The sequence below is a fragment of the Natrarchaeobius chitinivorans genome, assembly GCF_003841505.1.
Taxonomy (GTDB): Archaea; Halobacteriota; Halobacteria; order Halobacteriales; family Natrialbaceae; genus Natrarchaeobius; species Natrarchaeobius chitinivorans.
Window position 1 is genome coordinate 106,344 of record NZ_REGA01000002.1, and the last position, 26,455, is coordinate 132,798.

At 59.8% G+C, this 26,455-nt stretch carries 30 protein-coding genes; 13 read left to right on the forward strand and 17 right to left on the reverse strand.

Going from position 1 to position 26,455, the window contains the following annotated elements; genetic code table 11:
- Positions 1-2 precede the first annotated feature (2 nt).
- The 6 genes from EA473_RS02935 to EA473_RS02955 are packed head-to-tail and all read right to left on the reverse strand — an operon-like array spanning position 3 to position 5,438.
- Complete coding sequence (locus EA473_RS02935) at positions 3-1,118, reverse strand: hypothetical protein (protein WP_124194179.1); 1,116 nt, start codon at positions 1,116-1,118, stop codon at positions 3-5.
- The gene (locus tag EA473_RS02940; RefSeq protein WP_124194180.1) at positions 1,115-2,575 is read right to left on the reverse strand and encodes a hypothetical protein; all 1,461 of its coding nucleotides are present in this window, start codon (positions 2,573-2,575) and stop codon (positions 1,115-1,117) included. Before EA473_RS02940 ends, EA473_RS02935 begins: the two co-directional genes overlap by 4 nt.
- 13 nt (positions 2,576-2,588) lie before the next feature.
- A complete protein-coding gene (locus tag EA473_RS22090) occupies positions 2,589-2,744 on the reverse strand; it encodes a hypothetical protein (protein WP_165875183.1) in 156 nt (51 codons plus the stop codon).
- The gene (locus EA473_RS02945) at positions 2,744-4,621 is read right to left on the reverse strand and encodes a hypothetical protein (RefSeq protein ID WP_124194181.1); all 1,878 of its coding nucleotides are present in this window, start codon (positions 4,619-4,621) and stop codon (positions 2,744-2,746) included. Before EA473_RS02945 ends, EA473_RS22090 begins: the two co-directional genes overlap by 1 nt.
- A gap of 2 nt (positions 4,622-4,623) precedes the next feature.
- Positions 4,624-5,202, reverse strand: coding sequence for a PGF-CTERM sorting domain-containing protein (locus EA473_RS02950; RefSeq protein WP_124194182.1), 579 nt, complete (start codon positions 5,200-5,202; stop codon positions 4,624-4,626).
- A gap of 29 nt (positions 5,203-5,231) precedes the next feature.
- On the reverse strand, positions 5,232-5,438 hold the full coding sequence (locus EA473_RS02955) for a hypothetical protein (RefSeq protein ID WP_124194183.1): 207 nt from the start codon (positions 5,436-5,438) through the stop codon (positions 5,232-5,234).
- Positions 5,439-5,561: 123 nt separating this feature from the next.
- Between EA473_RS02955 and EA473_RS02960 the strand changes: the two genes are divergently transcribed.
- Both EA473_RS02960 and EA473_RS02965 read left to right on the forward strand, forming a co-directional pair.
- A complete protein-coding gene (locus EA473_RS02960; RefSeq protein ID WP_124194184.1) occupies positions 5,562-5,747 on the forward strand; it encodes a hypothetical protein in 186 nt (61 codons plus the stop codon).
- A gap of 245 nt (positions 5,748-5,992) precedes the next feature.
- The gene (locus tag EA473_RS02965; RefSeq protein WP_124194185.1) at positions 5,993-6,250 is read left to right on the forward strand and encodes a DUF7386 family protein; all 258 of its coding nucleotides are present in this window, start codon (positions 5,993-5,995) and stop codon (positions 6,248-6,250) included.
- Between the two features lie 46 nt (positions 6,251-6,296).
- Here the strand turns inward: EA473_RS02965 and EA473_RS02970 are convergent, their stop codons facing one another.
- Both EA473_RS02970 and EA473_RS02975 read right to left on the reverse strand, forming a co-directional pair.
- A complete protein-coding gene (locus tag EA473_RS02970) occupies positions 6,297-6,734 on the reverse strand; it encodes a type IV pilin (protein WP_124194186.1) in 438 nt (145 codons plus the stop codon).
- A 32-nt stretch (positions 6,735-6,766) separates the two neighbouring features.
- Positions 6,767-7,207: a type IV pilin gene (locus EA473_RS02975; RefSeq protein WP_124194187.1), complete on the reverse strand. Its 441-nt coding sequence runs from the start codon at positions 7,205-7,207 to the stop codon at positions 6,767-6,769.
- A 333-nt stretch (positions 7,208-7,540) separates the two neighbouring features.
- Between EA473_RS02975 and EA473_RS02980 the strand changes: the two genes are divergently transcribed.
- Positions 7,541-8,335: a hypothetical protein gene (locus tag EA473_RS02980; protein WP_124194188.1), complete on the forward strand. Its 795-nt coding sequence runs from the start codon at positions 7,541-7,543 to the stop codon at positions 8,333-8,335.
- Positions 8,336-8,347: 12 nt separating this feature from the next.
- On the opposite strand, the gene EA473_RS22670 is transcribed toward EA473_RS02980, so the two are convergent.
- Complete coding sequence (locus tag EA473_RS22670) at positions 8,348-8,626, reverse strand: ArsR family transcriptional regulator (RefSeq protein ID WP_124194189.1); 279 nt, start codon at positions 8,624-8,626, stop codon at positions 8,348-8,350.
- Positions 8,627-9,244: 618 nt separating this feature from the next.
- Between EA473_RS22670 and EA473_RS22095 the strand changes: the two genes are divergently transcribed.
- The 5 genes from EA473_RS22095 to EA473_RS22990 all read left to right on the forward strand — a co-directional run bounded on the left by EA473_RS22095 (position 9,245) and on the right by EA473_RS22990 (position 11,108).
- Positions 9,245-9,415 carry a hypothetical protein gene (locus EA473_RS22095; protein ID WP_165875184.1) on the forward strand — a complete coding sequence of 57 codons (171 nt, stop codon included), beginning with the start codon at positions 9,245-9,247 and terminating at the stop codon, positions 9,413-9,415.
- A complete protein-coding gene (locus EA473_RS22985; protein ID WP_279387613.1) occupies positions 9,412-9,534 on the forward strand; it encodes a hypothetical protein in 123 nt (40 codons plus the stop codon). The genes EA473_RS22095 and EA473_RS22985 overlap by 4 nt, the downstream gene beginning before the upstream one ends.
- The gene (locus EA473_RS02990; RefSeq protein WP_124194190.1) at positions 9,531-10,622 is read left to right on the forward strand and encodes a tyrosine-type recombinase/integrase; all 1,092 of its coding nucleotides are present in this window, start codon (positions 9,531-9,533) and stop codon (positions 10,620-10,622) included. Before EA473_RS22985 ends, EA473_RS02990 begins: the two co-directional genes overlap by 4 nt.
- A gap of 134 nt (positions 10,623-10,756) precedes the next feature.
- On the forward strand, positions 10,757-10,900 hold the full coding sequence (locus tag EA473_RS22100; RefSeq protein WP_165875185.1) for a hypothetical protein: 144 nt from the start codon (positions 10,757-10,759) through the stop codon (positions 10,898-10,900).
- A 76-nt stretch (positions 10,901-10,976) separates the two neighbouring features.
- Positions 10,977-11,108 carry a hypothetical protein gene (locus EA473_RS22990; protein ID WP_279387615.1) on the forward strand — a complete coding sequence of 44 codons (132 nt, stop codon included), beginning with the start codon at positions 10,977-10,979 and terminating at the stop codon, positions 11,106-11,108.
- A gap of 113 nt (positions 11,109-11,221) precedes the next feature.
- Here EA473_RS22990 and EA473_RS22105 read toward each other — a convergent pair whose 3' ends face one another.
- From EA473_RS22105 to EA473_RS03005, 4 genes are all read right to left on the reverse strand, one after another.
- Positions 11,222-11,383 carry a hypothetical protein gene (locus EA473_RS22105; RefSeq protein ID WP_165875186.1) on the reverse strand — a complete coding sequence of 54 codons (162 nt, stop codon included), beginning with the start codon at positions 11,381-11,383 and terminating at the stop codon, positions 11,222-11,224.
- A gap of 409 nt (positions 11,384-11,792) precedes the next feature.
- A complete protein-coding gene (locus tag EA473_RS02995; protein WP_124194191.1) occupies positions 11,793-11,975 on the reverse strand; it encodes a DUF5786 family protein in 183 nt (60 codons plus the stop codon).
- 211 nt (positions 11,976-12,186) lie between these two features.
- Positions 12,187-12,372, reverse strand: coding sequence for a DUF5786 family protein (locus EA473_RS03000; RefSeq protein ID WP_124194192.1), 186 nt, complete (start codon positions 12,370-12,372; stop codon positions 12,187-12,189).
- Positions 12,373-12,482: 110 nt separating this feature from the next.
- A complete protein-coding gene (locus EA473_RS03005; protein WP_124194193.1) occupies positions 12,483-14,543 on the reverse strand; it encodes a cation:proton antiporter in 2,061 nt (686 codons plus the stop codon).
- 612 nt (positions 14,544-15,155) lie between these two features.
- Here EA473_RS03005 and glmS point away from each other — a divergent pair.
- On the forward strand, positions 15,156-16,970 hold the full coding sequence (gene glmS / locus EA473_RS03010) for a glutamine--fructose-6-phosphate transaminase (isomerizing) (RefSeq protein WP_124194194.1): 1,815 nt from the start codon (positions 15,156-15,158) through the stop codon (positions 16,968-16,970).
- Between the two features lie 258 nt (positions 16,971-17,228).
- Here the strand turns inward: glmS and glmU are convergent, their stop codons facing one another.
- Complete coding sequence (glmU, locus tag EA473_RS03015; protein ID WP_124194195.1) at positions 17,229-18,410, reverse strand: bifunctional sugar-1-phosphate nucleotidylyltransferase/acetyltransferase; 1,182 nt, start codon at positions 18,408-18,410, stop codon at positions 17,229-17,231.
- Between the two features lie 368 nt (positions 18,411-18,778).
- Between glmU and EA473_RS22675 the strand changes: the two genes are divergently transcribed.
- A complete protein-coding gene (locus tag EA473_RS22675; RefSeq protein WP_124194196.1) occupies positions 18,779-18,988 on the forward strand; it encodes a DUF7563 family protein in 210 nt (69 codons plus the stop codon).
- Positions 18,989-19,599: 611 nt separating this feature from the next.
- Positions 19,600-19,860, forward strand: a complete 261-nt coding sequence (locus EA473_RS03025; protein WP_124194197.1) for a helix-turn-helix domain-containing protein — start codon at positions 19,600-19,602, stop codon at positions 19,858-19,860.
- Between the two features lie 102 nt (positions 19,861-19,962).
- Here EA473_RS03025 and EA473_RS03030 read toward each other — a convergent pair whose 3' ends face one another.
- Together EA473_RS03030 and EA473_RS03035 are read right to left on the reverse strand one after the other, a co-directional pair.
- Positions 19,963-20,973, reverse strand: coding sequence for a lipid II:glycine glycyltransferase FemX (locus tag EA473_RS03030; RefSeq protein ID WP_124194198.1), 1,011 nt, complete (start codon positions 20,971-20,973; stop codon positions 19,963-19,965).
- A complete protein-coding gene (locus EA473_RS03035; protein WP_124194199.1) occupies positions 20,970-22,595 on the reverse strand; it encodes an alkaline phosphatase family protein in 1,626 nt (541 codons plus the stop codon). The genes EA473_RS03030 and EA473_RS03035 overlap by 4 nt, the downstream gene beginning before the upstream one ends.
- A 408-nt stretch (positions 22,596-23,003) precedes the next feature.
- On the opposite strand from EA473_RS03035, the gene EA473_RS03040 reads away from it, so the two are divergent.
- Positions 23,004-24,122: a DegT/DnrJ/EryC1/StrS family aminotransferase gene (locus EA473_RS03040; protein ID WP_124194200.1), complete on the forward strand. Its 1,119-nt coding sequence runs from the start codon at positions 23,004-23,006 to the stop codon at positions 24,120-24,122.
- Positions 24,123-24,165: 43 nt separating this feature from the next.
- On the opposite strand, the gene EA473_RS03045 is transcribed toward EA473_RS03040, so the two are convergent.
- A complete protein-coding gene (locus EA473_RS03045; RefSeq protein WP_124194201.1) occupies positions 24,166-25,974 on the reverse strand; it encodes a helicase HerA domain-containing protein in 1,809 nt (602 codons plus the stop codon).
- A 239-nt stretch (positions 25,975-26,213) separates the two neighbouring features.
- On the opposite strand from EA473_RS03045, the gene EA473_RS22110 reads away from it, so the two are divergent.
- The gene (locus EA473_RS22110) at positions 26,214-26,384 is read left to right on the forward strand and encodes a hypothetical protein (protein ID WP_165875187.1); all 171 of its coding nucleotides are present in this window, start codon (positions 26,214-26,216) and stop codon (positions 26,382-26,384) included.
- Positions 26,385-26,455: the final 71 nt, after the last annotated feature.

Below are 26,455 nucleotides of genomic sequence, written 5' to 3' on the forward strand. Positions count from 1 at the left end.
GATCAGTCCTCCTGCTCCTCGAGGCGGGGGTCGACATCACCGTCCCACTGGCTCCGGTGGTAGCGACAGAATCCGCTCTCGTGGCTCGTGAGCGCGTTGCAGTCGTCACCGTCGGATTTGACACCTCGACAGACGACCTCGTTGCTGGCGTCGTCCTCGTCGCCGCCAGCGGCGTCCTGGTACTCTTCCCAGTTCTTGACGAGTTTTCCCTTCTGGATCTGCTGGTGCGGGTTGTCTAAGTCCACGTCGAACGTCGCGAAGTAATTCGTATCCGCACCCCATACAGACGACGACGGGACATCGAAGAGTCCGCGGACCTTGAACCAGTGCTCTTCCTGGACGTAGGACTGCCAGCCCTCGTAGACCGTCGCGAGGTCGGCCATTCCCTCCGATGCCTTCCCGTCTTTCGTGATGACGACGTCGCTCTGTGTCCGCAAGATCGCCGCAATGTCGGTGTCGTGCTCGTGGCCGACGATAATCAGCCGGGTAGAGCCGCCCTGTCCCTTCCGGAGTGCGTTGATAAACTGACTGACTGTCTGGCGAACCTGACCGCCTGGGTTCGCGTGAGCGTTCATCTCCGTCGACCACTCGTCCATCAGCGCCACTTTCTCGCCCGGCGTGTCGCGAACCCACTCGAGCAACTCGCTCACCGTATCGACGTAGGTCACGTCGTCGTGGTCGTCCGGCCCGCGGACGTTCGTCGCGATCTTGAGGTCTTCGTCGAACTCGCGCCAGAGTTCCTGTACGAGATTGATGCCAAAGACGGTCTTACCGGACCCCTTGGGACCCTTCAGAAGGATTTGCTGTGCCGCTGGCTTGCAGGCGTTGACAAGCCGTGAGTAGCCGGTGGCGTCGATCCGCTGCTCACTGAGTCCCGTTGCGGCGTTCATCGACGCTACGTGACCTTCTTGGCGGGCCTTCCGAAGCATATCCGTCTCACTGGTCCGGCTCAACCCGTGCAAGAGCGGCGACGTGTCATCCTCGAGGCCGGCGCGCTCTGCGGCCAGCATCAGATTCCCGATCGCCTTCGAGTCGCTGAGCACGGCGTCGATATTCGCGTTGACGTCTCCCTCTCGAATCTTATCCGCCAGATCTGCGGCGTCGTATCCACTGCTCATGTATCTGCCTCCGCTTCTTCGTCTTCGTCGTCCTCTTCCTCCGGATCCTGGTATTCGACTTCTTCTCCATCGTCACCGCCGTAGAACCCCTCGAAGCGGGTTCCGCTGGCAGCGCGAGCGAGAATACCGTCGACCGGGTTCTCGTCGACGGTCATGATGTGGCGAAGCTCTTTGTCCACGGCTCGAGCCGAGCCAGTGTCGCTGGCGATCGAGATCGCGGGCATCGCCGAGAGGATCGACCGAAGCATGTTGCTCTCGTCGCGCAGAATCTCTCGGTTTCCGTCGATCTTCGAGCGCTCGGAAATGAGTTCGAAGTCGTCGGCCAGCCCGGGCCATGTGCCCCGCGCTTCGTTCTTCGACGGATCGAACGCCTCGACGACGTGGAGCCGACCGCCTGGTGCCGAGGTATCCGTCGCGGCGCCGTCGACCTCCATCTCAGAGATCCGATCCGGCGAGCCGGAGTACAGCGCCACGCCGTAGTTGCCGTCGCCCAGCTCGTCGCGATCGTCGCCGCCCTCGAGGCCGTCGCCGTCCTGTATCGCTTCGACCATCTCCGAGAGGCCGCCGTTCGCACCTAACGCCTCTTCGATCACGTCGCGAGCGTCAGCTGATAGCACGAACTCTTTGTCCGGCGACCAGAGGCGTTTCGCCAGGACGTAGACCGGCACGAGCATCAGGAGGAACGCGGCGAATGCGCCGACGACGATCACGCGCATGGCGTCCGACAGCGACATCCAGGCTTCGATAGGACCGGGTGCCCGACCGAACCACCAAGCCATCGCGTAGGCCATCAGCAGCGCGTTCGTGAGCACCAGCGTCTTGTTTTCGGCGACGAATCGCTTTACCTTGTCAACGAACCCGTCAACTGGCTCTTTTTCGACTTTGATACGTTCCTCGCTGGTCAGTTCTTTGTACGTATTCTCGTGTTTCCGCCGCAAGCTGGTCACGACAATCGCGAGCGCAACCACCGGCCCGATCGCGCCGGAGATCGTCGCCCACTGGACGATCTGAACGGTCGGCTGACTCTGCAAGATCGTCAGGATTCCCACGTCGCCGTGATACTGATAGCCGTCCTGTGCCGTCGTGATCGCGACCGCTTCGTCGCCGCGGAGTCGTATCTCGATCGTCTCCGAACCGACCACCCGCGTTGTGGTCATCGCGAACCGTCCCTCGCCGCTGAACCCGGCGTCGGAGACAGCGACCGCCTCGCTTCCGGGTCCGTCGACGGCGACAGTGACGTACGCGCGACCGTCGTCAAACTCGACGTTGGTAAGCTTCGCGTCCGACTCGGCGAAATCGTGGATTACGGTGCTCTCGTTGCTCGATTCATTCCCGTCAGCGACCGCGACGCCGCTCGAGGCCGCGACGATCGCGACGATCGCGACGGCCAGGAGCAGCGCGAGCCGCCTCGTTGGTAACTCCGGCAGTGTCGTTGGTGGATTGGCATTTGAAAACATGGGTATCACCGGCTCAAAGGCCAATTAGTGAGCGGAGCAAGTCCTGAAGCATCTGCATCGGATCGATCGCGCCGCCGCCGATCGCGAGCATGAGCAACCCGCCGACGAAGCCGATCGTGACGAGTACCGGCAGCATCGCACGTAGCGCGTAGAGTAGTGGCAGCGCCATCACGAATCACCCATGAGCGCCGCTGCCGCCGTCGACAGGATCAGTGCAGCCAACCCGCCAATCAGCCAGATGTCGTCCACGCCACCGCTGCCACCGCCGCCGAGCGACTGTTCCTCGAGGTCTTGGACAGTGACGTACCGTTCTTCTCGTTCGTGTGCTCGATCAACTGACCGAGCAGGGTCACGCGTGACGGTTTCGTAGCTGCTTAGTTCGTACGTCGTATCGTCGTCGCCGTCGACCTCGAGCAGCGTGATCTCGTCGCCATCGGAGAACGAGCGGCGTTCGTACTCGTCACCAGACACAAAGCCGAACTGTGCGTGATGGAAGTGTTCCCCCGCTGTGAGCGTTGTTCCGGTGGGGACACCGGCAGACAACTCACCTTCTGGATCGACGTCGATCGAGACAGGTTCGTCGACGTCAACGCCACCCTCGAGTTCATCGGCCGTGAACTCGTGAACTTCGTCGCCGTCGTCGACGAGGTAGATCGAGTCGGGCATCAGCGAGTGGTCGAAGACGACGAGTTCGCCGTCTTCGTGCTCGTACTGGAAGTCGTGGAGTTGGGTGAAGTCCCAGTCGGGGAACAGGTGCCCCGTTCGCTCCATGCCGTTGATGTCGATTGTGACCTCTGTCTCGACGTCGGGTGGGGCTGCAAGTCCGAGAGTGAGTGACTGCGCGGCGAGAATATTGAAGTCCTCACCGTCACCGATCTCGCCCGCCATGTCGAACGCGGAGACGAGATCGACGTCCTCGATGTCGCCTGCGGTGACGGCATCGAGGGCTTGGTACACATAGTCGTTTATCTCGCTCTCGACCGTGTCCTCGACAGTCTGGATGGCGTCAACGATCGGGTTCCAGGTCTCGTCAAGACGGAAAATGGGAATCCACTCGTCGTCCGAGATTTCTTCTTTTCCGTCTTCGTAGTACGAGCCGCCTTCGGTAACGATGGTGTCGCCGTACTCCGACGGCATATCGTCCGTCCGGCTTTCGAACTCGTCAGGGAACGGAGACAGCGTGACGTAGGCGTCGTTGAAATAATCGTCGTAACTTCCAGACTGTCGCCATTCGGCAGTGATTCGGTAGTACGGCTCTGTTTCGCCAGTTGGTAGTTCATAGTCGACGACGTCGAACATGAGCGTGTGCCACTGGATCGCCGACCCCTCTCGGTCGGGAAGGCAGCCCTCAGATGAGATAACGTACCTGTTGTGCAGGTCGTTATCTGTCGTCCCGAGACTGATGTCTTCTGACGGTTCGGTGACGGCTTCGCCTTCGACGTGGTCGACGGTCTCGAACTCGATGTCTTCCTCAGCGAACTGGAGGAAAACTGATGCAACGTCGGCAGCGTACTCATTCCACTGGCGTAGCGTGTTTCGGTACCGTGTGTCGAGACGTTCCCGTGCTTCATGCCGGGCAGACTCGAGGATCTCTTGATCTGAGGTTCCGTCTTGGAGTTCTCGGAACATCCACGTATCGACTTCCGACCAAATCGCACGCGAGAGCGCAGATGCGTCTGGGTCGCCGGGTTGGACCCAGTTTCCGACTTCGGTGAGCAAAGAGTCGTCGACGTGGCGATCGAGCATATCGAAGGTGTCGTAGATCCGCCAGTGCTGGTTGACCTTCGACATGTCGTCTACCTCGTCTTTGTCGTAGCCCGACGAGAACAGACCGTCCCAGTTGTCTGTCGCCCAGCGCCAGCCCTGTTGTGCGATCGAGCCTTCCCAAAACCCGCCACCGTAATCGCATTCGTCGAGAGTGTCACACGCCGTGACAGAGCCAGACTGTGTGGCGAGGATAGCTGCGGCCGTTGTGCCAGCGCGGAGCATCATCTCACGCCGCGCGAGAAGGCACTGTCCGGGTTGATAAACATCAGAATCGCCCATTCTTAGTTCCTCCGTGCAGCCAGCAGACCAGCGACGAGCAACGCCTTGACCGCGACCACGAGGCCGAAGCCAGGCAACGAATCGGCACCGCCACCACCGCCGCCGATCAGTCCGCCGTCCAGGCGAGCGACCGATTCAATCGCATCGTCGTCACCGTCGACAACGACCGTGTACGTCTCGCCGAACTCGAGGCCGTCGTAGTCGCTCCAGTCGAAGGTCGACGAAATTGTCTGGCCTGCATCCGCCTCGATCGTGTCCTCTTCTACGGGGACGCTTTCGTTGCCGTCTCCGTCGTACTCATCAGCATCGTAGAACGACACGTCCGCCGTTGCATCCGCGTCGTCGATCGAGTCGTTGAACGCGACCTCGAGCTCGAGCGGGTCGTCGCTCGATTCGTAGGTGACGTTTTCGACGAGGATCGGTTCGTCGCCCTCTTCTGCCGCACCGACTGCGGAGAGCCCGACGACGAGAAACGCCAGGAGCAACAGCCCGACGGTGACCGCGACGAGCAAGCCACCGACGCGCGTCGTTGTGTTCGAATACCCGGTACCGACCGCCCGTGAGTTATCAACGAGTGACATTGTATTGGTTGAGATCCAGTGTTTCAGCGCTATTCTCCGGGGTATTCGACGACTCCGGCGGTCTGTGCGATGTCGTAGACGCCCAGGATGAACACGAGGGTGCCGAGCATGACGCCGCCCTCAGTGCCGAGCGCATCGAAGAGCGTCCAGTCCGCCAGGACGTACGGAAGCCACAGGATGGTGAGCAAGGCCAGGAAGCCCGATACCGCCTTTTGTGATGTTGGACAGTCTGCCATGTGCGGACGCCGGTCGAACCCGTCCGTTGATAAATCTGATAAAAACCTATCTTCTCCCTTGGCGAAACCTTGGCGAAACCGATAGTCACCAACCTTTATACCAAGGCGGGTTGCCCGCCGGATATGGCACTGAACAAAATACGCCGGTTGGACCGCAATTCGTTCGGGATCACGCTCCCGAAAGACGACCTCCGCGTCGAGGGGCTACTCGACGAGAACGGTGAACTCAGAGACGATCAGCACGTCCACATTCGTCACGTCGGCGACGGTGAATGGAGCCTCGAGCGCGTCGAGGAGATCGAAGCGTGAGCCAGAACTGTGAAAGGGGGTCCTCGAGGCCGACCCCACGGGGTTGCTCGCGAATGTATACAGAAACCTCGATGTATGCACCGTCGGGGCTTGGGTCGCGGTTCGAGGTGCATCAAATCGGAGTTGATCTGGTGGGCCTCCGCGCCGATCACTACGGACTGCGAACCCCCTTACTTAAAGAATCGACCGGTCGCTCACCCGCGAACGACGTAAACCAACCCCCCGTGCATACACCCGCTTAAACCGTGACCAAGCGAACCAGCCTCAAGTTGACCGACGAACGACAGCGAAAACTCGAGCGCGCCAGCGAGATCGTCGCCGCCGACGAGCACGACGATCCGCCGATGTCCGTCGTGATCGACGCGGCGTTGGAGAACCTGATCGAACACGAACGGAATCTCGACGACGCTCGAGGCGAGTTGGATCCGGAAACGATCCAGCGATTCAACACCTCGGTTGTCGGACTTCGCTATCGGACTTCGGTCGTGAGCAAGTGGAGATAGCGAAACTCGTCAGTACCGCTTCGAAAAGGCAGAAAGAAGGGGAGAATTAGCTAAAATCGTAGTCTTCGCTGGTAATCAACGTCTCTTGCTCACCAGCCACGCCGACCGCCACGATCGTCCCGTCTTTCCCGGCGGGCTCGAGATCGTCCTTTTCGATTCGGACGCTGTCGCCGGTCTCGAGTTCGCGGAGGTCGTCTTCATCCAGATTGTTCGGCCCACTATTGTCTAGGTTGTCGTAGGGATCACCAGTGATGTTGATGTGATCGGCGTTCCCGAGCGTCGTCACCTGGACATCGAGATACTGCGGATCGTGCTGGACGGTGATCGAGACACCGGCTTGGATTTCTTCGTCGATGTCACTGCCAATATCGAGGACCAGCCCCGCGACGACGGCCGCCAGGATGACGGTAATCGCAACGACGAGAATGACGCCAACAACAGGAGAGATAGCCCGGCTGTTTTGTCTATACGTGAATCTATTCATGTGGGTAAAATAAGCAGGTATAGGGGGATTATTTATCCGAAGGTGTAACTTTCACTCCCGACCTGTGTTTGTGTGTCGGACTCTTCGATGACTGCGACAGCAGTCACAGTTCCATTTTCTTCATCAAGATAATCATGGGGTCCTCCACTAACGCTCATGGTTATAGTATCACCAACTACCATTTCTGAGATGTTGTCTTCATTCTCTACCACATCCCCACTCAGGTTAACATGATCTGAATTCCCCAACGACGTAATTTCGACGTGAACCTCTTCTGCACTTTCATCCACTTCAATTGTCACACCTGCCTGTGCCTCCTGACCAACACTCCCACCGAGGTCGAGTACGAACGCAGCTATCACAGCCGCGAGAATGACTGTGATGGCGACCATCAGTATAACTCCGATGACTGGTGACACTGCCCGTTCCTGTTCGTCTCCCACGAGTTTGCTTTGGATTAGTTTTGCATCCATTGTATATCCAGCACCCAAACGGTCAGAAGGGTTATGCCGTTTGACGTGTATGGATAACACGTCGCGCTTGGGGATTGGGGGTCCAACCACAACCCGGCGCGCCCTTTTACCGTCGAGTTCGGTGCTGGTAGTTACCAGTGGTTGCGGGGTATATATAATTACCCGATAGTGTATATTCTCTCAAAATTAACTGTCTAATATCGGTTTCAGATGTGATAATCAAGGCTCTCCAGACGGGTTACAGCACCCGATTGAACCGATGCAGTACGGCGATTTTCCGAAAGAATCTAATCCATCGTCACCTCTTTCACAATTCCATCTCAAGACTTCCCTATGACCAATGCTAATTCGGTTTTGACCGAAAAAGCACTCGCGGAAACCTACGATGGCGGGTACTACGAAAACTCGTGGGAGATCGTTCAACAGTATCGTGATGCGACGAGATACGCATCGAAACACGATGTCGGGTCGGCAGCAACTGCGAGCGCCCTCAAGCTCCCGAGAAGCCGACTACGGACCTGGATCGACGACGGTGGCAAACCGGATCCTGTCCGCGGAATCGAGATCGCACACGACTATGGCTGGCTCGAGTGTTCGTACGGAGATCCCGTCTTTGCTGGGCTAAACACTCTCGTCGCGAACGTATTTTCGGGTGGCTCGATAGCGGTTCAATACTACCAACCCAGTTTCGCACTCAATCACCGAGAGGGAGACTCACACGTATTCGATGCATTCGAACTCGCTGGAATCGAGTACGAAGTCGTCGACGATCGCGGAGATCACGGCGACGAAGTTCGCCCGGCGGAACACAGTACGGTCCTCGGCCGGACGCTCGCGGCACTCGGTGCACCTGTGGGGCCAAAGTCGGACCAGCACCTCGATCTTCCCCCCTATCTCGACGGTGCTCCTGAGGCAGTCCGCGAGACGTTCGTCTACGCGTACCTCGAGAATCGAGCCATAGAACACGACGAAAAACAGACGCTCACGATCAGGGAAGATCGAAATAGGACCTATCTGAGTGCGCTCGCGGATCTTATCAACGACGTCGCCAGAGGCGGAGTGAGTTTACAGGAACGCGACATCGTCATTTCTGCCGACGCGTCACGCTCTCTTGGAACAGTTCGATGAAGAGCTGCTGGGTCACTCGTCTCGTTCTAAATCTGCCGCCTCGAGTTCTCCCTCGAGGTAGGATCGACCTTTCTCACTTATTCGATAGAGACCACGATCTTCGTCATAGTATTCGAGAAGCCCTTGTCTTTGTAGTTCCCGAAGTCGGCGTCTGACGTGGGAGATCTTGTAATCGATATTGGCTTCGACTGTGGACGGGTTTGCGACAATCGGCTGGTTTCCCTCGTTCAGTAGGAACTCGAGGATCGAATCATCAGCTCGTGTCATCCAGTCCACCCGTGGCCTTCGCATTCGATCGTCAACACACAGAACACCGTGTTAGGTTGCTCGGTACGATGTACTTTTAGCATGGTTTGGTTCTCTGTAGTGCATTGTTCAATGCATTAGTTCTAAATACCCTCCGTTCCACGATCATGTCAACGGAAGCCAGACGGACCCGCCGCTGTCCGGCCGGGTCCTCGAGAGAAACGCGGACCCGGTGTTGGGGCACCGGCCCGCCTGGCTCCCGTATCCAAGGTACGGAAGCATGCAATCGCACGATGCTACGGGGCAAAAAGTCCCCGATCGACCGCACAGTATCGCCCACGGCCCACGGCCTACGGCCGCCTCGAGAAGTAACGGAAACAGTATCGGAAATCACCAAACGGGATGCAGAAACCTTCTCGGACCTGAAATTCAGGAAATCCAATATTATCGGAAATTCGGAAACCACACGGCAGTAGCTAAGAGGGACGGCCAGAGACGTAACGAACCACCGACGGACAGCAACCGCGCGCACCCCCGCTCCTACACAGTGGTGCGCACGGTGAGTCCGCGGTCCCACAAGGGTGAGACCATGCCATACGAAACACGCATTCACGGTAAGAGTACCGGATTCTGTAACGGGAGTAATAGCTTCGGGGTGGAACGATGAGTTCCGAACCCGCCCGCGTTGGCGGCTGTGATACGCCGACGTGCGACGGCGACGCCGAGACGAACACACCGAACGGATACGTCTGCGAATCCTGTGCGGCGAAGATCGCCGTCGAGTACGAACAGGTTCGCGAGCACGATCTCGAGGCTGGCGGTGGTCAAGCATGAGACGATACGAGTTCCATACTCCGGAGGACCCGCCGGAGATCGTGATGGCCGAACGATTCGAGGCCATCGCCGCCGACCTGGAGCGAATCGCCGACGCCCTCGAGGAGGGATCGGAGTGAGCGACGATCTGGTTCCCCTCGAGCCGCAGGAGGCCCTCGAGATGTGGCTTGATCGCCTCTCGGCCAACCGGTCCGACGAGACGATTCAGAGCTACGACTACCGGATGAAGCCGTTCGTGGAGTGGTGCGCGAAGGAAGGCGTTGACAACCTCAATGATCTCACGAGCCGCGACATCTTCCGGTACGATTCTGAGCGCCGTAGCGAAGGACTCGCACCCGCGACTCTGAAGACCCAGATCGGCACGCTCAAGCGATTCATTCGGTTCTGTGCCCAGGTCGACGCTGTCAATGGCGACCTTCCGGCGAAGATCGAGGTCCCCTCGGTGGGGATCTCCGATCGAGTCAACGACGAGCTGCTAACAGCCGAACGCGCAAAGCGAATTCGCGGGAAGCTCAACCGGTACGAACGCGCCTCACGTCGTCACGCGATGTTCGAACTGATGTGGCACACCGGGTGTCGTCTCGGTGGGCTACGTGGGCTCGATCTCGGTGACTGCTTTTTTGAGCAGGCCGACCTCGAGCGCCTTCGCCATCAGAACGACATTGACCACGAAGCCCTCGAGAACGTCGAACTCCCGTTTGTGTACTTCCGTCACCGGGAGACAACGCCGCTGAAAAACAAGCGGGCGGGTGAGCGTCCCGCTGCACTGGCACAAGAGGTCGCTGACCGGATTCAGGAGTACATCGACGTTCGACGGGTCGAACGAGTCGACGAGGACGACCGACGACCGTTGTTCACGACCGAGAAGGGCAAGAACGCGAGAGTGTCGAAATCCAGCGTTCGGCGGGAAATCTACATCATGACCCAGCCATGCCGCTGGGGGAAGTGTCCGCACGACCGCGACGAACGATCCTGTGAAGCACTGAACCACGGCCGCGAGGCAAGTTGCCCCTCGAGCCGGTCCCCGCACCCGATCCGAACTGGTGCGATCACGCACATGCGTGACCAGGGCTGGCCCCCCGAAGTCGTCGCCGAACGAGTGAACGCGACCCCTGAGGTCATCCGGGAGCACTACGACCATCCTGATCCGATCCGGCGAATGCAGTCACGTCGGTCGTTTTTGGGCGAGAAGGAGGTTTCAGAATGAGATTCAAATCAGCAAACAGTACGCAAAAAGCGAGTTGCTGCGCTCGGCGGTCCCACTCGAAATTTACTACTTGTTCATCCCCAGGCTTCCCAAACACCTGAGAGTGCCGTCAGTGGCGTTTGGAGGTGGCCGTGATGTCGGCGGAATTATTCACACACCCCGCCGGCTCGAAGTGTCTCCACTGCGGCGCTCACGTCACCGGTCGGTCGGCCGAGTCTCTGGTGACGACTTCGACCCCGCTCGCCGTTGAGGCGAGTGCGATAGCTACCGACGTCTGAACTGAGGCTCTACCGCCGGTGTCGACCCCGATTCTTGATCTCGAGACAGCACTCGATCGCCTCGGGGATGAGACCGATGTGTCAGTCGGTATTCGTCCCCGTGAGCGAACTGTACGGCGTCTCGAGTGGAACGTCGGTCAGCCATCCAGCCAACCAGGCGGTCGACGCCGAGGTTCGTAAGGCGGTCGAGAGAGGTGGGTCCTCATGAGCGGTGAATCCTCGAGTGACACTACCGGTCGACTCGTATGCAATTTCCTCTACGACCGATCGAACGCGCCCAGCTACGCCGATCGAATCCTAGGACGCGAAACCGGACCGCGTTTATTCGGAGATATCGTTTTCTTCCATGGATACTGTTTCAGTTGCAATGAATTCGGCCAGTTTTTTCTTCGAATGTTCGTCTAACAGGTGTCCAACGAGTTGTTCCCCGTACCCGATTTCGTCGTGGCAAACGGGGCACTCGAGGTTCGCTCTCGTTGCCATACAGAGGACAGATTCTGAAGAGGCAAAAGGATCCGGCTGGCAACGTCCTGACCGTACCGTTGGAATCCGTGAGCCGGGAATCGTTCACCCCGTCGAATAATACATCGAGTCGCTGCGTGTGACCGCATTCTTGTGGCAAACGGTAGGACCCTCTCCTTGCAGAAAGATAGGGATCAGGTCTCGAGCGTCAGCGGGCGAAAGTAATCGAACGGGCTACGGCGACGGATACCGAACTCGTACGATCTGTGTCCGCCAGTACCCTGCGACCGCGCGCCCCATCTGCGGCCGGTACATCGGTACGGCACTCCTCGGGACAGTACGCCGTATCATGCGGACTGCTGTCAGTCATTCCCGAATCGACCGTGGGACGGTACCCGGTTGGCCCGGTAACCAGTTACGGCAATCCGTATCAGTCGTCCTCGTCTCCGTCTTTCATCGCATCGAGTTGGGAGACGAGCTCGTTCGTGGAGAGATCGGATTCGAACGAGAGCTGGCCATCGTGGTCGTTTTCGTGGACGTTGACAGCATCGACCTCCTCGTTGTCTGTCGTTTGCTGTTGTTGTTCGGACTCGTCGTAGCTACCAAAACCCATAGATGAACTGCGACACTGATGGGTAAAACAGTGGCGGTTCGTCCGCTACGCTGTGATCGGATGACGTGGTTGGCGATGGAGGGAGAGATTAAGCGAGGTAGAACCAGTTGATGCGGTCTGGCGCACGTCACGACGGAGACCGCTGAAAACCCACACCCCCGAGTAGTTCTGGGCAGATACCGAAGCCGGCAAATCGGGACAGGAATTCGTATCAGTCGTCCTCGTCTCTCATCGAGTCGAGTTGTGAGACGAGTTCGTTCGTCGTGAGGCCGGATTCGAACGACAGCTGCCCGATGTGCTCGTTCTCGCGAGCTTTGACGGCGTCGTCGTTCACGCCGGTGCCGTTCACGCCGTCGGGTATCCGCTGTTGACGCTCGGACTCTTCGTATTCATCCATACCTACCGATTCAACAGGGGGTAATCGAGCATAATACTACCGGATCGTTCGTTACGTACAGCGGGGCGAAAATTCGTCCGGCTCCTGGGGCCAACGCGTTTCGGAGTCAGCTACTTCAGGCGAAGATACTGTCTATCGTAGTCCGGTTCGCCCTGACGTGGGTGGATCGTGATGAACGATGCGGGGGGCAATTCGGCGAGTCGGCTCGGCAGGTCCTCGAGTTCTGAGTGCCAGCCGACGTCGCCGCGACGTGGCGAAATGGCGATGATGAGGTCGTCTTCGTCACTTCGAGACTCGAGCCCCGGCAACAGTGCCCCCCAGTCGTCGATCGAGTCGAATTCGGCGGGGACGTCCTCTTCGACGAGTTCGAACAGGTGTTCGAACTGGTGAGAAGAGCCTTCGACGACGATGACGTTCAGTTCGGCACCGACCCCCGAGGCGATCCGCTTGACGAGGTGGACTGCCTCGTAGAACCCTTCGTGGTGGTCGGCTCCGATCGGGACGACGACGAAGATCCGCCGGGTGGTGTTGATGGGGTGGCCGAGCCGTGAGATGAGGACGGGGAGGTTGGTTCGATCCAGGACTTGATCGATGATGCTCCCGAAAATCCTGTGACGGAAGCTCTCGGCGGCGTCCCACCCCATGATTACCTGGTTGGCTTGCACCTCGATTGCTCCCTGGACGATGCCGGAAGCGACGTTGTGATTGATTCGGGTTTCGGTCTCGATCGGGATCTCTGCTGCGCTGCCTGTCGCCGCGATGTTCTCGAGATCGACTTGAACATCGGCGATCCGCCGCTCAGTCGCTTTCTGCCTACTCGGCTGGACGACTGTGATCACGTTGACCGGTTCTGTTCCGCGACCTCCCTTGATTACGAACGCGAGATCCAGAAGACGCTGCTGGAGTTCGGCGGTGTGCGACAGCGGTAACAGGATGTTCGGATCGTCGGTATCGTCGTCGCCCTCTTCGACGTCGCGCTCGAGGGCGAGTTTCGTCGCGGCGCGTTCGGTCAGCCACGGGCTCGCGAGCGCGGTGACGAGCAACATCAAGACAACGGCGTTGAGGATGGCTTCCCCGAACAACCCAGCGTCGTACCCGACGAGTGTGATAGCCAGCGCGGCGGCGGCCTGTCCCGTCGAGAGACCGAAGATGACGTTTCGTTCCAGCGGGGTGTACCCCTGGATCTTCGCGACGAGCCACGCGGCACCGGCTTTGGTCACGAACATAATTGCGATTATCGCCGCTGCGATCTGAAGCGTCGCCAGCCCGTCGAGGATGACGCTCGGGTCGACGAGCATCCCGACGTGTAACAGGAAAAAGGGGATGAAGAAGGCGTTGCCGACGAACTCGATGCGATTTATCAGCGTTCCACCCTGTGGGATGAGCTGATTGACCGCGATTCCGGCGACGAACGCGCCGAGGATCGGATCCAGCTGGAGCAGTTCGGCCAGACTGGCAGCGCCGAAAATCGCGACCATCACGAACAGGAACTCGAAGTAACTCTCCTCGCTGAAGTTCTGGAAGAACCACCGGGATCCCCGGGGTAACACGAGCCAGACGCTGCCGAACAGAATTATCAGTGCCAGGAGAACGCGTGCGAACAGCCAGACGGTGAGATCACCTTCGGCGGCTCCGGTGACGATTGCGAGCACGACCAGTGCGAGGGTGTCGGTAAAGAGAATTCCACCGAACACAGCGGTAACGGCCCGATTTTTCGTCACCCCGAGCCGGTTGACGATCGGATACGCGAGCAGGGTGTGTGAGGCAAACACCGACGACAGGAGAAGTGCCGGAAAGAGGTCGAGTCCGAGGATGGTGTGCATCGCGACAGTTCCGACGGTAAACGGTAACAGAAAGCTCGTGAGTCCGAACAACGCCGCGTTCTCCGGTGCCTCCTTGAATCCACGGATGTCGAGTTCGAGACCGACGGTAAACAACAGATAGATTAACCCGACTTCGCCGAGGAGGACGATCGCATCTGAGTGAGAAACGAGTTCGAGAGCACCGGGGCCGATTATCGCTCCGAATACGACGATCCCGACGATACCAGGTTGTCCCAGCCGCTTGATGAGCAGCGGGCCGACCAGGAAAATCGCCATCGCGATCGTAAACACCAGTACTGGCTCCTCGAGCGGAACTTCGAGGACGCTCGTCACCGCTGGAAGAATCATTTCGTTGGTGATCTCCGTTCCCGGTTCGTCGACGGTTCGTCGTGAAACTTCCGGTCAATTTTACCGCCTATGTCGAATTTCACTCCGAAAGGTTGTGATTATCGGAAGGGAACGAAGCGCGAGGTAATAAAGCGTCGGGCTTCGGGCAGGACCCATACAAAATCGTATCTTCCCGTAGAGAACCGTCTGAAAGCTTGTCGGATCGGAGATAACCGTCCTTCGGGATCGACGAACGATTGGGCCCGACGGCGTTTCGTCCCCTACCGATGGTTCATCGGAGAATACTCGGCGTTCGGGACGGCGTACTGAATCGGTTTTTGGCTGTTCGATAGACATACTGACGATCGACTGCTCGTTCGACACAAATCGTGACCGAAACGGAGTGAGAATCGGACGGTCGTTTGGGATGAGCTGCGCGAACCGAATCGAAAACGAATCGAAGAGGACGATCGTCTCGACGGTTCAGGGACGAACTACGGTGGGATACCGCCGACCAGTAGCCCGTCTATAGTAATGGGTTCGGACTGCCTGTGATCCGATCATGTACGAGATGGGACGTCCGACTAAAGCGAACGACGCGGTTTCGAAGGGGGCCGACGAGGTGGCCCGCTGATGTGTGGAATTATCGGTCACGTCGGTGACGGTGATGCCCTCGAGACGCTGTTGACCGGCCTCGAGAACCTCGAGTATCGCGGATACGATTCGGCCGGCGTGGCCGTCCAGAACGGCTCCGGAATCGACGTCCAGAAACGATCCGGCAAGGTCGACGACCTCAAAGCCTCGATAGACGGCGTCTCACTCGATGGCGCGGTTGGAATCGGACACACCCGCTGGAGCACCCACGGACCGCCGACCGACGAGAACGCCCATCCACACACGGACGGAACGGAAGACGTCGCCGTCGTTCACAACGGAATCATCGAAAACTACGCGGAACTCAAAGCGTCGTTGCAAGAACAGGGCTACGAGTTCACGAGCGACACAGACACCGAGGTTATACCGCATCTCATCCAGTCGCATCTCGATGCCGGACTGAGCAACGAGACCGCGTTCCGTCGAGCGGTCGACGAACTCGAGGGGAGCTACGCCGTTACCGCGATGTTTTCCGGCGAACACGTCCTGTACGCTGCTCGAAAGGGCTCTCCGCTGGTCGTCGGCGTCCGGGACGACCAGTTTTTCCTCGCGAGTGACGTGCCCGCGTTCCTCGAGTACACCGACACCGTCGTGTTCCTCGAGGATGGCGACGTCGTCGTCGTCGACAAGGAGGAGATCGAGTTCACCGATCTCGATGGAAACCCCCTCGTTCGTGAACCGGAGACGGTCGAGTGGGATCCCGAACAGACGGGGAAAGGTGAGTACGACCACTTCATGCTCAAGGAGATTCACGAGCAACCTGTTTCGCTCGCCCAGACGATCGAGGGGCGGACGGATCCCGAAAACGGGCGGATAACACTCGATGAACTCGATCCGGGAGTGTTCGACGGGATCGAGTCGGTCCAGCTCATCGCCTGTGGAACGTCCTATCACGCAGCGCTGTACGGCTCGCTCGCGTTGAACAGGGCTGGCGTCCGGGCGAGGGCGTTGCTCGCGAACGAGTACAGCGTCGCGACGCCACCGATCGACGAGGAGACGCTCGTGATCGCGGTGTCACAGAGCGGAGAGACGGCGGATACGCTGAACGCGCTTCGACTGGCGAACGCCGAAGGCGCGAAGACGCTGGCTCTGACCAACGTGGTCGGATCGACTGCCGCACGCGTCGCCGACGAGACGCTGTTCATACGGGCCGGCCCGGAAATAGGCGTCGCGGCGACGAAGACGTTCTCTTCCCAGGCGGTGATGCTGGCCCTGTTGGCCCACCGTATCGGCGCCGACGTGTGCGATACTCGGCCTACAGACCCCGATTCGCTCGTCTTCGGTCTCGATCGAATGCCCGACGCGATCGACGATCTCATCACCTCGTCCGATGCGGAGTCGATCGCCAGGCAGTACGACGGATCCCAGTCGTACTTCTTCATCGGCCGTGGCCTCGGATTCCCGGTCGCACTCGAGGGTGCCCTGAAGTTCAAAGAGATCACGTACAACCACGCCGAAGGGTTCGCCTCGGGTGAACTGAAACACGGACCGCTCGCGCTGGTGACGCCGGATACTCCCCTCTTTGCGGTGTTCACGGGCGTCGAAGACGAGAAAACGCTGAAAAACGCCGAGGAGGCACAGACTCGTGGAGCGCCGATCGTCGCCGTGTGTCCCGCCGGTCACCGGGCGGTCGACATTGCAGACGCCCACCTCGAGATTCCCGAAACCGATCCCACTCTCGCCGGATTGTTCGCAAACGTCCAGCTCCAACTCGTATCCTATCACGCGGCACGTTTGCTGGATCGCCCGATCGACAAACCTCGGAATCTCGCCAAGAGCGTCACCGTCGAATAGTACCCGTCCCGATCGAGTACGAGTCTTCGAAGCCAGGGGGACGCGAGGCCACCCCCGTAGCCGCACGTCCGGTCAGCTTCGGTGACTTCGACCCGCACTCGGAAACGTCGGAATCTGGAGGGGATACAGTGATCGAGTAGGTGTGATACCGATCGACACCCTCCGAGTGAACTAGCCGCTCGCTTACATATAAACCCCACACTTGATAGCTACGGGAGCGGTTGTCCGGGATGGGTCGAACTCGCCAGCAAAAAGGACTTACCGATCCCGCTCGACGACCTCGCCGGAGCGGGTCGTCGCCCCGGTATCGAGTTTCAGGCCGGGCGTGAGACTCGTGTTGATTCCGGTTTTGACATCGTCACCCGCGACCACGCCGAACTTTCGTCGACCGGTAGAGACGCGTTCGCCTTTGACGGTAAACTGAACGTCGCCGTCGTCGTGTCTGAGGTTCGCAACGGTCGTTCCGGCCCCGAAGTTGACGTTCCGTCCGAGGACGCTGTCACCGACGTACGAGAGGTGACCTACGGTTGCATTCGGCGAGAGGACGCTGTTTTTCACCTCCACTGCGTGGCCGACTTTGGCGTCTTCGCCGATCAACGTCGCACCGCGGACGTAGGCGTTCGGGCCGACGGTGGCCCCCGAACGAACCAGCGTTGGCCCCTCGATAACCACTCCCGGTTTCACCGTTGCACCTTCCTCGATTACCACGTTTCCGTCGAGGAACGCAGCGTCGCTTACGTCGCCGTCGATCCGGGGCTCGAGTGTCTCGAGTTTCCACTCGTTCGCCTCGAGGAGCTCCCAGGGGCGGCCGACGTCCATCCACCGATCGGTAGTGATCGGTGTGACGGTGAACTCGTCGATAACACGGCCGAGGACGTCCGTAATCTCGTGTTCACCGCGTTCGCTCGCCGGGACCTCGAGCCACTCTCGGGCCTCGGCCGGGAACGCGTACGCACCCGCATTGGCGAGGTTCGTCGGCGGGTCGTCCGGTTTCTCGACGATATCGCTGACCGCTCCGTCGGTCGTGGTGAGAACGCCGTAGTGCTGTGGAGAATCGACTTCGACGGCACAGACGGCAGGACAGGCCTCGAAGAGTCGCTCGATTGCAGCCGGTTCGTAGAGGTTGTCACCGTTGAGAACGGCGAATCGGCCATCGAGATAATCTCGAGCGACGTTGACCGCGTGTGCGGTTCCCGCCTGTTCCGTCTGGAGGGCGTATCGGACGGGGACACCCCGGTAGCTCGACCCGAAGTACGATCTGACCGTCTCGCTTTCGTATCCGACGACGAGGACGATTTCGTCCGCGCCGGCGTCGACGGCCGCGTCGACGGTGTGAGCGGCCAGCGGGCGGTCCGCGACGGGCAGCATCGGTTTCGGTACTGATGCGGAGAGCGGTCGAATCCGTGTACCCTCACCCGCGGTGAGGACGACAGCTTTCATGACTTTGTGTAGGACGATTCCCCGGATAAATATACCGTTGCTACCGAGCCCGCTCGTGAAACCGATCTGAAAAATCGGTCGCCGGCACGCGTTGACGGTCGATCAGTTGGGTTACAGACGCCGCTCGTTGAAAAATCGAGTGTGGAGATTGCAACCAACAGCGCAACTCCGAATCCACACTGAATCACGCCCTCAAAACGTTTCGTTTCCGGCCAGAAATATCCCATTTCGAGAACGTGAGGCCGTGAATGACACGATATCTGAATCCTCACGAATTCCTGATAATCGCCCGTGAAATCCGAGACTAACCGAAACGAAGTGAGTTATGCGGTCTATAGTAAATACCGTTCTGTGGCTACGGGCTGTTGATGTCGACGGAACCAACCGATGCGAAGTGGACGCCGATGACGTCCGGACACCAGACCAGTGCCCCGCAATGTGTCAACTGTGGAAACCAGGTTACCCGACAATTCGCTCGCGTGTTCGGCGACAACCGCGACGTCGTACACGCCTGTCCCGACTGCTCGACGTACCGCGAGATGAAAACTTCGGATTTCATACCCAAAGAAGCTCGGTAGCGCTTCGTCGCAGCCTCGAGCGACGAACGCACGAAAGCGACGGCCCCCAGCCCGCCCACTGAGATTCCAGCCACCGATTCGCCAGCGGCGTCGGTGCGTCTTCTCGGCTCGAAAACCACGCCCCTCGAGTGCGAGCGATGTGGGAATATAGTACCAGCTGAAACGATTTCCACACTGATCGCACTATTCGCGGTTCTCGCTCGTTCCACTCGCTCACGGGTCACTTCGTTCCCCGTTCGCTGTTCCGCGGTTCTCGCTCACTCCGTTCGCTCACGGGTCACTTCGTTCCCCGTTCGCTGTTCCGCGGTTCTCGCTCACTCCGTTCGCTCCGAACCGCGTACGCTCCGAACCGCGTACGCTCTAAATTGCGGACACTCCAAACCGCCCAGACCGTCGTGCGATCGGGTGTGTATCGACGTTCAGTAGCCACTATAGTTCACCGGCTGTCATATCGTAACGATCTGTCGGACAACTGCGACCCGATTGCGGTTGTGCCGGGAACTCTCACACCAGACCGGATGAAAGACACGATCGGTAGCATGTCCCTATATCGATGAACTGTCGACACCGACTATGTAGGGATCGATCGTACTGTTCGACGAATCCTTCATATGAGCGCAACCGACCACGATCGCGAAGTCGACGACGGTACCCACGCTGGTTCGATCGGCGACCTCTCACCCAGTGCGAAACTCGTCTACAAGGTTCTCGAGTACGAAGGATCGATGACCCAGGAAGAGATCGTCACGGAATCGCGACTGTGCTCGCGCACGGTCAGATACGCTCTCGGCAAACTCGAGGACGGCGACCTGATCGACAGTCGAGTCCACCTCGAGGATGCTCGTCAGTCGAAGTACTGGATCGAGGACTGATACGGATTGCCGTAACTGGTTACCGGAACGACCGGACGCCGTCCCGCGGTTGCTTCGGAAATGGCTTGCAGTAAACCGTATGAGACGGTTTGCTGTCCCAACTCACTGTATCTTCCGGTACTGATCGATGACGAAGTCGATTCCGAACGTCCCGCCGGTTATCTCGTAGTGCGTCTCGAGGCGCGGATTGAACTTCGCTTTGTACCGGTTGATACTCGGTACGCCCGCACCGACCAGGTCGTATCGCTCGAGACCGTCCCGGAGACCGTCACGCATCACGTGCCAGTCGAGTAGATCGTTAATCGGGAGATCGACCTCGACGTCGGGTTTGACTCCTCCCTGCCACCGGTAGCGAGTCGTCTCGGATTCGACCACGAGGATCCCACCCAGAAACTCGCCATCGACGCGACAGACGTACGGTCGAACCGCTCCGTCGGGTAACGTTTCATACGCCGAGCGGGCGAACTCCTCACTCAGGTGGAACGTCCGTCCCTGATTCTCGTAGCGATTTGCGACCTGTTCGACGATCCGTTCGACGTCCGCGCCGTCGCCCTCCTCGACGACGTACGTTTCTTCGTCGGCGTTTCGAACGTTACTGCGGGCGTCGCTGCTGAAGCGGTTGATCAGATCGTCCTCGCTTCCCTCGAGGTCGACGACGTAGGTGTAGCCGGGTGTGACGTCGTACTCGTTCCAGACGAACGGACGAACGTCGTCGAACTCGGCTGCGACGAACTTGCAGTAGTGCGGTGAGATTTCCTCGTCGATCCACTCCAGACAGCCCTCGAGAAATCGGGAAACGCGACGATCGGCTTTACGCTGTTTGAGTTTGTCGAGGTTGAGCGTCGCCGGCCCGAGATAACACGACCACGACCGAGGTGCGGGAGAGAACGCACCCGTGATGGGGCCTTTCTCGTACTCGAAGACGGGAAAGAGTCCGACGGCCTCCTGACCTTTGAACCCGGCCAGTAGATGTGGTCTGGTTCCCGTATCGTCGGCCTGCAACCGAAGAGCTTCGGCTCGAAAGAACGGGTTCGTTCCGTCCGATCGCTCGACGTACCGGTTCCACTCTTCGGCCTCGGTCCGCGGGTTGAAGACCGTGATGTCGATGCTCATAGATACCCCAGATCGGAGAGTCGATCTTCGACGGCGCGATCGTCCGTCGCCGTAATCGACGTCGGTTCGTACGTCGGATACTCCATCTCGGCGCTTCCCTCGACGACCGAAAGCGCTTCCCCGTCGAACGCGGAGTCGACCGGGACGTCGAACAGCGAACAGATCGTCGGCGCGACGTCGAGAATCGTCGCTTCCTCGAGCGACGCTCGCTGATCGAACGCCGGCCCGTTCGTGGCGATGACTCCGGTTCGTTTGTGGTTCCAGGGCTCCATCGGTTCGCCGAATTGCTCGACCCCGAGGTCGGCGACGACCGCGTTGTCGAACGCCGCCGGCACCGTTACGACGTCCGGAGCGTCTTCCACGTACGGCCCCTCGAAGAACGATTCACGGGGTTCGACCGACTCGAATACGGGTTCGCCGGCGGGAGTTCGAACGCTCGATAGCGCTTCGATCACCTCCTCGCGAACGTCCTCGTACTCCGACGGCGAAACGGTGCCGTCGGGTTCGCGACCCTCGAGGTTGATCCGGACTCCGAGTTCACTCTTCGAGCGCATGTAGACTCGTGAGTTCGAGAAGTCCACCTGTTCGGACGCCGCTCGAATCATGTCGTTGGGGATCCGTCTCCCGATCGGTTCTTTCAGACCCACTCGATCGAGCGCACCCGCGACCCGCTGTGTCGTGATCCCGGCGCGCGCAGCCACGTTCATGACTCGCTCGAGGGCGCTTTCCTCGTGTTCGCCGGCGTCTTCCCCCTCGAGGAGGTCGTTCTCCCACGCGCGTGACCAGTCGGGCATTCCATCGCCGCCACTCTGTCCGGACAGATACCCCTTCTCGCGCAGGTATTCGTTGATCCGAAACTCCGTGCCGGAAACCCGTCCAATCCCGTGATCGCTGACGACGAGAACGTTGTCCGGATCCGTCTCTTCGATCGTTTCGGCGATTTCGTGGTCGACCGCGCGGTAGACGGCTTCGATCGCCTCCCTGTCGCCGGGACGTTCGTGGAAGACGCTGTCGGTCAGTTGGAACTGGAGAAAACCGAAATCGGGCTTCATCCGTCGACAGAGGTATCGAAACGCCCCTCCACGGCGTTCGATCGTCAGTTCATATCCCTCGATCGATCGATCGGGAGCCGGCGTGCTCTGTGGATAGACGTGGTAGTCTCCGCAGGCGATCTTTACGTCATCGAGTATCCCTTCCGGATGGCACTCCGGGTCCTCGGGAGCCGTCATTCCAGGAATCAACGCACCGTCGAACTCGCGTGGAGGGTGCGTAACCGGCAGATTGACGACGACGCTCCTGAACCCGTGTTCGCTGAGGAGTTTCCAGATCGGGCGAGCGCGAACGTGCGTCGCGTTCACGACGTTCCAGTCGTAGCCGTCGAACGAGAGAAAGTCGTAAACGCCGTGTTTGCCGGGGTTTTTCCCGGTAACCATCGTGGGCCACGCACTCGCCGTCCACGGTGGAATCTGAGACTCGAGTGCCCCGGTGACGCCGCCGTCGAACAGTCGTTCGAGGGTCGGGACCTCGCCGGATTCGAAAAGCGGCTCCAACACCGGCAGGCAGCCGGCGTCGATGCCGACCACGAGGAGGCGAAGGTCGGTCTCGTCGGTCTGTTCCGTCATGGGCGACCGATTCGTCCGTCCGTGCTTTGTTATGCGAGTACTTTGGGCCTGTAAGCCCAGTCTTCACGAGCATTCCGATCGGCACGGTGGCGATTCCCCGGTGCCTATCGGAGTTACTGGAACTCGAGAACAACCTGACCGTACGGCAACTGCAGGATCGGTACGTCACTGGTGGCACTGTGACTGGATCGCAACCATTGATCGTCTCTGTCAGCAATTCACACGGAAGCGGTACGACCGCCCTACGAATCGTTTCAGTACGGACGGTAACGAGAAGCGATCGGGGTGTAAGGGTCAGTTTCACCCATCTCGAGGAGTGTATTCTCCGCATCACTAAGGTCGTTTTCGACGAATGTTTGGTGGGATGCATCAGGTGATGGTTACGAAACTGTGGAGGGGGTCCGATCGATGATCAACGGAACTCCGTCGTTGTTCGTCTCCACGCTCTCGGATCAACGACCTGTCGGAGTCGAACCGTTTCTCGACCGGTACGCCCGCGAATTTACCTACTACGGCTCGGGGAAAGTCGCGCTTCGAGACGGACTCGCCGGACTCGTCGAACCGGGAGAAAACGTCGTTCTTCCGGCGTATCTCCCCGATGCCGTCGCCGAACCGCTCGTCGAACTCGGTCTCGAGGTTCGATACTACCGCGTCGAACCCTCGCTCGCTCCCGACCTCGCAGACCTCGAACGGCGGATCGACGACGACACCGTCGCCGCCGTTTCTGTCAACTACTTCGGCTTCCCACAGCCCGGACTCGAGGAGTTCGTCTCACTCGTCTCGGAGTACGACTGTTATCACGTCGACGACAACGCTCACGCACCGTTCAGCGTCGACCGCGGGACGCTGCTCGGAACGCGGGGCCACCTCGGCATTACGAGCCTCTGGAAGATGCTCCCGATCCCCGACGGAGCAGTTCTGTACCGATCCGACGATTCGGTAATCGATCGGTACGAGCCCTCGTCACTCGCGGGGGTTCGAGACGGGATCGGGTCGAGGGACTGTCGATTCGTCGCCACGTCCATCGTCGACGACCTGTTCGGAACGAATGGGGCGATTCGACAGTCGATCGACGCCCTCGTCGCCGGACGCGGTGAATCGCCGGCGGTCGGCGGGCAGCGAGAGCGATACGAACGTAGTAAACAGCCGATGTCGAAACTCTCGATGTACGTCCTCGAGGACGCCGATCCAGGGGAGATCCGCTCCGCCCGGCGGGAGAACTACCGGGCGTGGCGAGACCACCTCGAGGGACGCGACGACGTCGAACTCCTCTACGAGTCGCTTCCGGACGGGATCTGCCCGCAGGTGCTTCCAGTTCGGGCGATCGATGCCGAGTCGTTCCTCGCGGAACTCGAAGCGTGCGGGATCGACGGCGTTCACACCTGGCCGCGGCTGTCGCCGACCGTCCTCGATGACCCGAGCTACGAAACCACGAGGCGACTCTCGCGGTCGATCGTCACGCTCCCGGTTCACCAGCAGATCGACCCTGTGGCGATCGACGAACACGCCACCGAGCTCGGACAGTAATCCGTCCGGGATCCGTTCCGGATGGATCGCGTCGTCGAACGCATCAGTCGTTTCCCGCGAGCAGCGTCAGCTTCGACCGCACGTCGTCGGCCAACCCGTACCGGCGCGTGCCGGTTCTGTCGAGGATCGATTCACTTCGTAACTCCGAGAGCAGGCTCTGGACGGCGACCGTCGACCGATCGACACGGGCCGCGAGCGGTTCGACTTCGCTGGCCCCCTCTCGAGCGAGTATCGCCAGCACGTGGGCAGCAGTCTCCGTCGAGCACCGCGACCGTTCGCTCGCCCGCTCGACCTGTTCGGCGATGCCAGCCGTCTCGAAGTACTCCGAAAACTCCCGGCGGTCGTTCGCGACGACGATTCGAGAGCGGCTTTCGGGATCGTCGACGCTCACGTAGCCGAATTCGAACTCCTTCCCGTCGCCGTGAACGATCGGCTCCTCCTCGGCGTCACCGGGTCGTTCTCCCGACTGATCCGTGCCGGCTGTTTCACCGACCGCTCCGTCCGAATTCGTGTCTCCCGTCCCACCATCGTCGACGCCGTCCTCGGCCGGTTCGTCCGTCCCGTCGTTCGGCTCGTCGGCTCCACGGCGTTCGAGTTCGTCGACGCGGGTTCGCAGCCGATCCGTTTCGGCCCGAAGCCGCCGGATCAGGTCGGACCGGGACTCGAGTTCGGACTCGAGGGTTTCGATACGCTCCTCGCGGTCGTCGAGTTCCGCCTCGCGGTCGGCCAGTTTCGACTCGAGTTCGTCGCGCTCGTTCTCCAGTTCGACGAGTTCGTCGTGGAGTCGCCGAAGTTCCTCGTCGCCGGCGGGGAGTTTCGACTGGACCGTCGACGGATTGCTCAACGCGTCGGCCATCTGCTTCGCCGCGTTCGAGACGTCGCGAGCGGACTCGAGTTCGTCCTCCAGAGTCTCGATCCGTTTTTCCTTCTTCTCGAGTTCGTTCTCGAGTTCGTGAATGCGATCCTGTTTGCGCTCCTTTCGTTCGGAGATCTCCTGGAGGTCGCCGACGAGCGCGTCCGAGACGGATTTGAGTTCGGGTCGTTCGAAGTCATCGAGTCCCGGCGTCGCGCCCGCGTCGAACGTCCGCTTGCGCCGGAACTGGACCTTCCGCACGTCGGCTTCGTTCCAGTCGGTCTGGACGAACGCCTGCCCGTCGTTCAGGTCGGAGACGAGTTCGGCGTACTCGGTGTCGATGATCCGGCCGACGACGTTCGTGTCGTTCTCCCAGGTGAGCCGATGCCAGACGAGCCAGTTCGCCTGCGTGATGAAGTCTTTCTTGACGTCGGCGGGCCGCTGGCTGATGCCGAGGATGCCCAGTCCGTGCTTTCGGCCGCGCTTGCCGATCTTGATCAGGAGTTTTCCCGTCTCGCCGACGCCGCCGCCCTCGGGGATGTACTCGTGGACTTCCTCGACGACGAGCAAGAACGGTTTCTTGAGTTTCTTCTCCTTGACGAACAGCTGGCGTGCGATCTCTCGGATGAGTTCGTTCGCGACCTCCTCGTCGAGATATCCGGAGACGTCGAGGATCACCGGGACGTTCTCCTCGAGTGCGAGCGTCGCCATCTGTTCGGCGTGTTCAGGTCCGATCTGGATGTCACACTCCTCGTCTGCACCCGCGTGGAGCATCTCGTACTCCTCTTTCAGCCCGTAGTACTCCCCGTCGGTGTCGACGATGAGCAAGGGGAACCCGGACTCGAGCAGTTCCTCGGCGATGACGGAGGCGGTATTCGACTTCCCCGACCCCGACTTGCCGGTGACGAAACCGCGTCCGGTCAACAACTCGACGACTGGGAGGTATAGGTCCGTCCCGTCGTCGTCCTCGCCGACGAGAATCTGGCGCTGGTCGCTCACCGCAACCTCACCTCGAGTACGGTCGCTTCGTTCATGCTACAAGAGTTCGAACCGGGTACCTTGAATATTGGCCCGCGATCGGTCGTGGCAATCGACCGAGACACAGCGTACGCGTGGGACCGCAAAAACGCACATACACCCCCGTTTCGCTCGAGCGTACCGGCCCGTGACACGGGTGGGCACACCGGAGAAACGATTATGTCAATGGAGCAAAACCGTTGACGTAGGTTCGTCGACCGATGATCACGATTCCACCGACCGCTCACCTCGCAGCCGGCTATCGCCTCGAGGTGGGTCTCTCCCCCGCTATGTCCATCGAGGTCGACGGCGGAGACGGTGGTCGTGGACGGCATCCCGGCTGGAGTTCGGGACCGTCGTCGGTCGAAACCGGAACCGTCCGCGCCGCATAAGTCGTCTTCGGCCGGGCGGTTCCCGCTTCGTTTTCGGGCTCTTCACCGTTCCCCACGCGTCCGAGCCCACG

Excerpts from the sequence above, each read along its gene's own strand:
- EA473_RS02935 (WP_124194179.1), bottom strand. The coding sequence starts at position 1,118 with ATGAGCAGTGGATACGACGCCGCAGATCTGGCGGATAAGATTCGAGAG.
- EA473_RS02940 (WP_124194180.1), bottom strand. The coding sequence starts at position 2,575 with ATGTTTTCAAATGCCAATCCACCAACGACACTGCCGGAGTTACCAACG.
- EA473_RS22090 (WP_165875183.1), bottom strand. The coding sequence starts at position 2,744 with ATGGCGCTGCCACTACTCTACGCGCTACGTGCGATGCTGCCGGTACTC.
- EA473_RS02945 (WP_124194181.1), bottom strand. The coding sequence starts at position 4,621 with ATGGGCGATTCTGATGTTTATCAACCCGGACAGTGCCTTCTCGCGCGG.
- EA473_RS02950 (WP_124194182.1), bottom strand. The coding sequence starts at position 5,202 with ATGTCACTCGTTGATAACTCACGGGCGGTCGGTACCGGGTATTCGAAC.
- EA473_RS02955 (WP_124194183.1), bottom strand. The coding sequence starts at position 5,438 with ATGGCAGACTGTCCAACATCACAAAAGGCGGTATCGGGCTTCCTGGCC.
- EA473_RS02960 (WP_124194184.1), top strand. The coding sequence starts at position 5,562 with ATGGCACTGAACAAAATACGCCGGTTGGACCGCAATTCGTTCGGGATC.
- EA473_RS02970 (WP_124194186.1), bottom strand. The coding sequence starts at position 6,734 with ATGAATAGATTCACGTATAGACAAAACAGCCGGGCTATCTCTCCTGTT.
- EA473_RS02975 (WP_124194187.1), bottom strand. The coding sequence starts at position 7,207 with ATGGATGCAAAACTAATCCAAAGCAAACTCGTGGGAGACGAACAGGAA.
- EA473_RS02980 (WP_124194188.1), top strand. The coding sequence starts at position 7,541 with ATGACCAATGCTAATTCGGTTTTGACCGAAAAAGCACTCGCGGAAACC.
- EA473_RS22670 (WP_124194189.1), bottom strand. The coding sequence starts at position 8,626 with ATGCGAAGGCCACGGGTGGACTGGATGACACGAGCTGATGATTCGATC.
- EA473_RS22095 (WP_165875184.1), top strand. The coding sequence starts at position 9,245 with ATGAGTTCCGAACCCGCCCGCGTTGGCGGCTGTGATACGCCGACGTGC.
- EA473_RS22985 (WP_279387613.1), top strand. The coding sequence starts at position 9,412 with ATGAGACGATACGAGTTCCATACTCCGGAGGACCCGCCGGAGATCGTG.
- EA473_RS22100 (WP_165875185.1), top strand. The coding sequence starts at position 10,757 with ATGTCGGCGGAATTATTCACACACCCCGCCGGCTCGAAGTGTCTCCAC.
- EA473_RS22990 (WP_279387615.1), top strand. The coding sequence starts at position 10,977 with ATGTGTCAGTCGGTATTCGTCCCCGTGAGCGAACTGTACGGCGTCTCG.
- EA473_RS22105 (WP_165875186.1), bottom strand. The coding sequence starts at position 11,383 with ATGGCAACGAGAGCGAACCTCGAGTGCCCCGTTTGCCACGACGAAATC.
- EA473_RS02995 (WP_124194191.1), bottom strand. The coding sequence starts at position 11,975 with ATGGGTTTTGGTAGCTACGACGAGTCCGAACAACAACAGCAAACGACA.
- EA473_RS03000 (WP_124194192.1), bottom strand. The coding sequence starts at position 12,372 with ATGGATGAATACGAAGAGTCCGAGCGTCAACAGCGGATACCCGACGGC.
- EA473_RS03005 (WP_124194193.1), bottom strand. The coding sequence starts at position 14,543 with ATGATTCTTCCAGCGGTGACGAGCGTCCTCGAAGTTCCGCTCGAGGAG.
- glmS (WP_124194194.1), top strand. The coding sequence starts at position 15,156 with ATGTGTGGAATTATCGGTCACGTCGGTGACGGTGATGCCCTCGAGACG.
- glmU (WP_124194195.1), bottom strand. The coding sequence starts at position 18,410 with ATGAAAGCTGTCGTCCTCACCGCGGGTGAGGGTACACGGATTCGACCG.
- EA473_RS22675 (WP_124194196.1), top strand. The coding sequence starts at position 18,779 with ATGTCGACGGAACCAACCGATGCGAAGTGGACGCCGATGACGTCCGGA.
- EA473_RS03025 (WP_124194197.1), top strand. The coding sequence starts at position 19,600 with ATGAGCGCAACCGACCACGATCGCGAAGTCGACGACGGTACCCACGCT.
- EA473_RS03030 (WP_124194198.1), bottom strand. The coding sequence starts at position 20,973 with ATGAGCATCGACATCACGGTCTTCAACCCGCGGACCGAGGCCGAAGAG.
- EA473_RS03035 (WP_124194199.1), bottom strand. The coding sequence starts at position 22,595 with ATGACGGAACAGACCGACGAGACCGACCTTCGCCTCCTCGTGGTCGGC.
- EA473_RS03040 (WP_124194200.1), top strand. The coding sequence starts at position 23,004 with ATGATCAACGGAACTCCGTCGTTGTTCGTCTCCACGCTCTCGGATCAA.
- EA473_RS22110 (WP_165875187.1), top strand. The coding sequence starts at position 26,214 with ATGATCACGATTCCACCGACCGCTCACCTCGCAGCCGGCTATCGCCTC.